The 6,360-nt window shown below is 46.1% G+C and carries 4 protein-coding genes; 3 read left to right on the forward strand and 1 reads right to left on the reverse strand.

The window, feature by feature from the left end; all coding sequences use genetic code 11:
- Positions 1-145: 145 nt before the first annotated feature.
- Positions 146-700, reverse strand: coding sequence for a hypothetical protein (locus QM529_07275; protein MDI9314455.1), 555 nt, complete (start codon positions 698-700; stop codon positions 146-148).
- 198 nt (positions 701-898) lie between these two features.
- Here QM529_07275 and QM529_07280 point away from each other — a divergent pair, with 198 nt between their 5' ends.
- The 3 genes from QM529_07280 to QM529_07290 are packed head-to-tail and all read left to right on the forward strand — an operon-like array spanning position 899 to position 6,198.
- Entirely contained in the window at positions 899-1,609 is a 711-nt protein-coding gene (locus tag QM529_07280; protein MDI9314456.1) for a DsbA family protein, read from the forward strand.
- 46 nt (positions 1,610-1,655) lie between these two features.
- Positions 1,656-5,198 (forward strand): chromosome segregation protein SMC, encoded by a 3,543-nt coding sequence (gene smc, locus QM529_07285; GenBank protein ID MDI9314457.1) that lies wholly within the window; start codon positions 1,656-1,658, stop codon positions 5,196-5,198.
- A 49-nt stretch (positions 5,199-5,247) separates the two neighbouring features.
- On the forward strand, positions 5,248-6,198 hold the full coding sequence (locus QM529_07290) for a hypothetical protein (protein MDI9314458.1): 951 nt from the start codon (positions 5,248-5,250) through the stop codon (positions 6,196-6,198).
- Positions 6,199-6,360 lie beyond the last annotated feature (162 nt).

Consider the following 6,360-nt stretch of genomic DNA (forward strand, 5'->3'; position numbering starts at 1 on the left):
ACACGGTGATGAAATTGCGCCATGTGGTGCCGCTGGAAATTATCAAATTAAACGCCCTGCCCCACCCCATTACCAGCGAGCAAAAGGTGGCGTAGGTGGGCAAAAGGGTTTTAGACAAACCCCTTCCCCGCCAAACAACAAATAACTAAAACCGATAGCTAGCAAGCCCGCCGACCATGGCGCGGACTTGAATACTGCTGTCGAGGTAGGTGCCAATAAAAAGGCCGCCCGATGATTGTTCGTTGCCAAATTCAGCATCAAGCCGCAAGGTAACATAAGGGTAACCAACCCCGACCGCGGGGATAAGACGAGCATGTTTGCCCAAAGAAAATTGATAACCATAGTTAAGGGTGGTCGCCAGCAAAGCGTTGGTGCCAAGATAAGAGCCAGCGGAGATATTCCCAGAATAAAACGCAACATCAAGGAATAATCGATGATTGCCCCATTGCCCGCCGATATCCACCATCGGCCCGCCGCCGCCATAATCTTTGCCAGAAACACCCACACCACCAAATTTTACAAACGCCGCACCATCGGCCAGGACGCTGTTTTTTTTGGTGCTTGAATTACCGGTTACAGCCGTTGTTGATTCCTCAGCCCGCGCGGTGGTAACACACAATAATGTTAGGCCAAGTATGCCAAGGGCGATGGTCGCAAAACCGGTGCCGATGCCAGCGTGTTTTTTTAAATGTTTGTTCATGGGTTTTAGTCCTCTCTTTTTAATTTGCTTTATAGAAATATGGGGTTGCTGTCAAATAACTTTATATTGTTTTTTATTTTTTCTCGCCTGGCATAAATTAGTTGTAACCATGGCCTTACCACGCCGCCCCTATTTTGTCTTGTTTTTAGGCTTGATTTTTAGCATGAATCATCGTTAATTGCGCCCATGGAGAAAAGAATGAAAAATATCATCAATTATTTATATAAAAAAACCACCTCATCGTCGACCAAATCAACAACATTGTCGCGGCGATTCCTAACAACATTGTTGGCGACGGCGTTGGTGGCCGGCGTAGCAATGTCTGTTGGTCAATATTCCACCAACATAGCCCAAGCCGCCGGCACGCAATTGAGCAAATCCGACTTTGCGAAATTATCAGCCTACAACCATCTGCCCATTGGTAACCCAAACGCCACGGTCACGGTTTATGAATTTTCCAGTCTAACCTGCCCCCATTGCGCCGCATTTCAAGCCACGGTTCTGCCAAAAATAAAAAAGAAATATATCGATACCGGCAAAATCAAATGGCAAATGGTCGATTTCCCGCTAGATAACGTGGCCTATGGCGCGGCGGTGATGGCGCGTTGCATGACTGACAAGGCGCGCTACAACGGCTTACTCGACACATTATTCAAAACCCAAAGCGAATGGGCTTCCAACCAAGACCCAAAAGCTGGCGTTATGAATGTCATGGCGCGGGCCGGCGTTGACAGCAAAGCGGCTGAAGCCTGTCTAAAAAACAAAAAGAATCTCGCCGATGTTGCGGCCGCCCGCAAATTGGGCGAGGCACTTGGCATTAATTCGACGCCAACATTTTTTGTCATGGATCAAATGGTCGAAAACAATGAAAAAAAATTGCTCGACACCATCGACAAGGCTTTAAAATAGGCTTTAAATAAATAGCTTTATAACAAAGGCACTTACGTAAAAGGAAATGTATTTTTCTGGCATCACCCTGCAAGGTTTCAAATCATTCCTTGATGAAACCACCATCCCGCTGGAGGTTGGGTTAACCGGCGTCGTCGGGCCGAACGGCTGTGGCAAATCGAACGTGGTTGAGGCGCTACGCTGGGTAATGGGCGAAAGCAACGCGCGCAAAATGCGTGGCGACGACATGGACGATATTATTTTCATGGGCACCAGCAGTCGCGCCGCCCGCAACCTGGCCGAGGTTACGCTGAATATAGTGAACGAGGATAAAAGCGACCCCCTGCCCCACCCGTGGCAAGATTTAAATGAATTGGCGGTCAAGCGCACCCTGACGCGCGGCGCGGGTAGCAGTTACCGCATCAACGGTAAGGAAGTGCGTGGCAAGGACGTGCAATATCTTTTCATGGCGCGGGCGACCGGCGCATCGTCGGCGTCGATGGTGGCGCAGGGCCGCATCAGCAATATCATCAACGCCAAGGCCGGCGAACGTCGCATGGTGTTGGAGGAAGCGGCCGGCGTGCGCGCCCTGTCGGCGCGGCGACACGAATCAGAATTAAAGTTAGAGGCAACCAATAAAACCCTGGCCGAGGTTGGCAATATCATCGCCGGGCTGGAGGCGGCACAGGGCAAATTGTTAAAGGACGCAAAACAGGCCGAGCTTTACCGCACACTGAGCAAAGAAATTAGCGACCTTGAGGTGAGCATCCTGACCATCAAGCATTACCTTGAAAGCAACAAAATAAAAAACCTCGAACAGGAATTATTCCAATTGCAAAAGGAACAGAATGATTTAATCGCCGGCGAGGGCAAAACCGCCCGCGAATTGGCGACCGAGGCCGAACAACATATCGGCTTGAAATCAGAAATGGAAAGCTTGAACAACGAATTTATCGAATCTGGCCGCTTGCTGACCGAATTAAAGGCCGAAGAAAAAAGATACCAAAACGAATTACTGCTGACGCGGCAACGTCACGAGGAAATAAAATTAGACCTTGATAACGCGCTAAAGGAAATCAATCAATCGGCCGAGCAAGAACGTGTGCTGTTGCTTAATTGCGAGGCGCGCGAACAAAAATTCCCGCAGGAGGAAGAAGCCCTCCGCGCCTTACAAAAAAATGAACAGGATGTTTTGCTCGCCCTCAAGGCCAAGGAAGATACTTTCGCCAGCAAGCAAAAAGTTTTTGGCGAATGGTTGCAGGCGCAATCGCGCGCCACCAGTGAACTTAACTATCTGCAGGAAGCATTGACTGGTTACCAAACGCAACACCAAGCCAAAACAAAACAATTGGCCGAGGTTGAGGCAAAATTAGCTTCGTTAAAAGAACGCGGCGATGCAAAAACCAGCGTGGCCACCGCCGAAAAAAAATACAACCAAGCCGAAAAAGATTACAACCAATTACAAAAAAACCTCAACCAAACCAAAAACGATTGGCTTGAAAAAAAGGAATCTTACCAAAATGAATTAACCGAAAAACAACGGGCGTTGCACCAGGCCGAGGTCGCGCAAAAAGAAATGTCGGCCGAAATCACCGCCTTGAAAAAAATGCTCGGCGCGGGGGAGGATGACCTCCTCACCCTGATGGAAGTTGCTAGCGGATTTGAAAAGGCCTTGGCGGTTGCATTGATGGATGAGGTTGAAAGCGGCCTGGAAGAAACCAAGCAACAACATTGGCAAGGGTTCGGCGCGGAACAATTTATCGGCCAAACATCGCGCCTTGCCCTGCCGCCCCTATTGGCGAAGGTATCGGCGCCCAAACCGCTGACGCGCAACCTTACCATGACCTATTGGGTGGAAAAATTTAGCGACGGAAAACGCCACCAGGCGGAACTCTCCCCCGGCGAAAAAATTGTCTCGAAAGATGGCGGCTTGATAAGGTGGGATGGTTTCACCATCAACCCGATGACCGGCGCAGAGGATAGTGCCAGCCGAAAATTATCCGCCAAGAATCGCCTGAAAAAATTAAACAGCGATTGGCCTGCTTTGGAAAAAAACAGCGAGCAATTGGCCCTGGCCATGACCACGTGGCAAGCCAAGGAAACCGCGGTTTTGAAAAAAATGGCCGATGAGGTGACCGCGTTGGAGCAAAAAATGATTGCGCAAAACCATCTGGTGGCCGAAAGCAAAAAACAATGGCAAGAAAGCCAAGGCGCGATGATGGCAAGCCTCGGCCAGCAGGAACAATTGAACACCACGCGTAATATCTTAACCACCGAAATCGACAATTTGGCGGCGCAAATAACCAAGGGCGAAAAATCCGTAACGGCGCATATAAAAACCCACGGCAATGCCCAGGATGAAATTGAAAAAAGACAACAGGCGATGAACGACGAAGAAGAAAAATTAAAACAATTGCGCCAACAACATATCGACGCGCAATTACAATTTCAACAACAACAACAATTGGTCAATCGCCACCACGAGGATTTGAAAAACATGCACCTCAACGTGGCCGAGGTCATGAAGCGCAAACAAGAAAAAGAAAAACAAATTATTTTGTTAAAAGAACGGCTGGAAACCGCCAATGACAATATCGCCAAATTATCCACCCTGCCCGCTGAATTGTTGGAAAAAATTGCCTTTCAAGAACGCGCCTATCAAGTAAAAAAAGATGCACAAACCGCAGTCGGCGAAAAATTATTATCAGCCGAAAACATGATGCGCGACAAAAACAAAGAGCTAAAAGAATGGCAAGAAAAATTATACATGGTGCGCGAAAAAATCGCCCGCGCCGAAACCCTGGCCCAAGTCAGCAAGGATAATTTGCAAAACCTGGCGCAGGAATCTGAGGGCAAAGAATTAATCGCTATCGAGGCGGTGCAGGCCACCATCGGCGAAAAAGTCACCATCAACGAAGGTTTCTTATCAAAACAAGAATTATCACTGCGCGACAAAATTAACAAACGCGAACGTATGGGGCCGGTCAATTTGCTGGCCGACCAAAATTTGCAAGAAACCGCCGCCGATATCGAAAAGCTCAGCACCGAGAAAAAAGATTTGGATGAAGCGGTCGCCAAATTGCAAAACGCCATTGCCAAATTAAACAGCGAAGCGCGGCAAAAAATTTCGGAGGCCTTCCACCAGGTCAATGAAAATTTTGCACGGCTGTTTAAAATTTTGTTTGGCGGCGGCGAGGCCTCGCTTTATTTCGATGGCGATTCCGACCCGCTGACCGCCGGCCTAGAATTCACCGTGCACCCGCCGGGCAAAAAACCCGGGCCGCTATCGCTTCTCTCGGGCGGTGAACAAACCTTAACCGCCCTCGCCCTGATTTTTGCCGTGATGGACATGAACCCGCCGCCGATAGCCGTGCTGGACGAGGTTGACGCGCCGCTCGACGATGCAAACATCCATCGCTTCACGCAACTCCTGCGCCAACGGAAAGTCGACAACCCGCAAACCCGTTACCTCGTCATCACCCATCACCGCCTGACCATGGCGCGCATGGACCGGTTGTTCGGCGTCACCATGGCGGAAAAAGGTTTGAGCACCATCGTCGGCGTTAATTTGGAAACCGCCGCCGCACTCGCCGGCAAAAAAGTTGCTTAAGATGGCTTGAAAAAGCAATGAAAGTTGCCTAAACTAGCTTGAGCAATCTATGGTCGAAAAAAAACTTATACCTATCGAAAAAGAATTTCGAGATTTGTCTGCTGAGCAGGCTTTCCTTGCCATATTAGATTTTTTCAATAAAAATATACCTGATAACGATTGGGAGTTTAGCGAAAAAAAATTTAAAGACGAGAAGAAAAAAGGCTATTCTATAAAAGAAATAAAAGAAATATCTTTTGGTAAAAGAAATAATATAAAACTTTATTCTTATTCAGACGAAAGGAGTTCAATTAATATAAATAATAGTAATTTCTCTAATATTAAGTCGTTAGAATTAAAATATGCTTATGAGGAAGATGAAGAAGATGGCGAAACTGTTTTTGGATTACTCTATGGAGGCGGAAAAGAAGATGAGGACGGCAATTTTACCTGCTGGGTACATCCATATTTTGCAATTCAAATTTTTCATGGGGATGGTTTTTTTAAATATAAATTTTCTTTTGATATTCTTGATAGAAAGCAATTTTTAAAAATGTTTATCTATCATCTTGAACAATTCATATTATACAAAGATGATAGATTTCAAGAAATAAAAGACTATTTATTCAATGATAAAAAAATAGAAATGGAGTCTGCCTCTATACACGTCTCTATACCCAATGCTTTTGATGCAAAGGGTGTTATTTTTAAACAAAAAGAAATGTATAAGTTCAATATATCAATTGATATAATACATAATAAAATTACTAACATCGACTATGACGACGGGAATGGTGATTACACAATTTCTTTAAATAATCTTCATAGCTTTATTATTGAAGATGCAGCCAGTCCCAAGTATAAACATATTAAAAAAGACTATTCTATAATACGAATAAATTCAAAAGAGTGTTCAATATCGATGACAACAGAGCATTTAGGCAAGGTAAATTTAGATTTGTCATGTAATATCCGCGTAAAATATAATACGAATGATGCCACTTATTATTTAGACGAATAATAAATCACATAATGCCCCATTCGCCAACCGCCGAACAAAATTCTTCGCCCACCCCCCGCGCGCTTTTTTTACAACGGCTGGCGTTGGAAAATTTTCGCAACTACGGCCTGACCGAATGTCATTTTGACATGCCCAAAAATGGCGCGATGATGACCGTGATTA

Origin of the sequence: Hydrotalea sp. (genome assembly GCA_030054115.1) — a bacterium.
Lineage (GTDB): Bacteria > Pseudomonadota > Alphaproteobacteria > JASGCL01 > JASGCL01 > JASGCL01.

What these genes read in the sequence shown, in the direction of transcription:
- QM529_07275 (MDI9314455.1), bottom strand. Translation starts at nt 700, where the DNA reads ATGAACAAACATTTAAAAAAACACGCTGGCATCGGCACCGGTTTTGCG.
- QM529_07280 (MDI9314456.1), top strand. Translation starts at nt 899, where the DNA reads ATGAAAAATATCATCAATTATTTATATAAAAAAACCACCTCATCGTCG.
- smc (MDI9314457.1), top strand. Translation starts at nt 1,656, where the DNA reads ATGTATTTTTCTGGCATCACCCTGCAAGGTTTCAAATCATTCCTTGAT.
- QM529_07290 (MDI9314458.1), top strand. Translation starts at nt 5,248, where the DNA reads ATGGTCGAAAAAAAACTTATACCTATCGAAAAAGAATTTCGAGATTTG.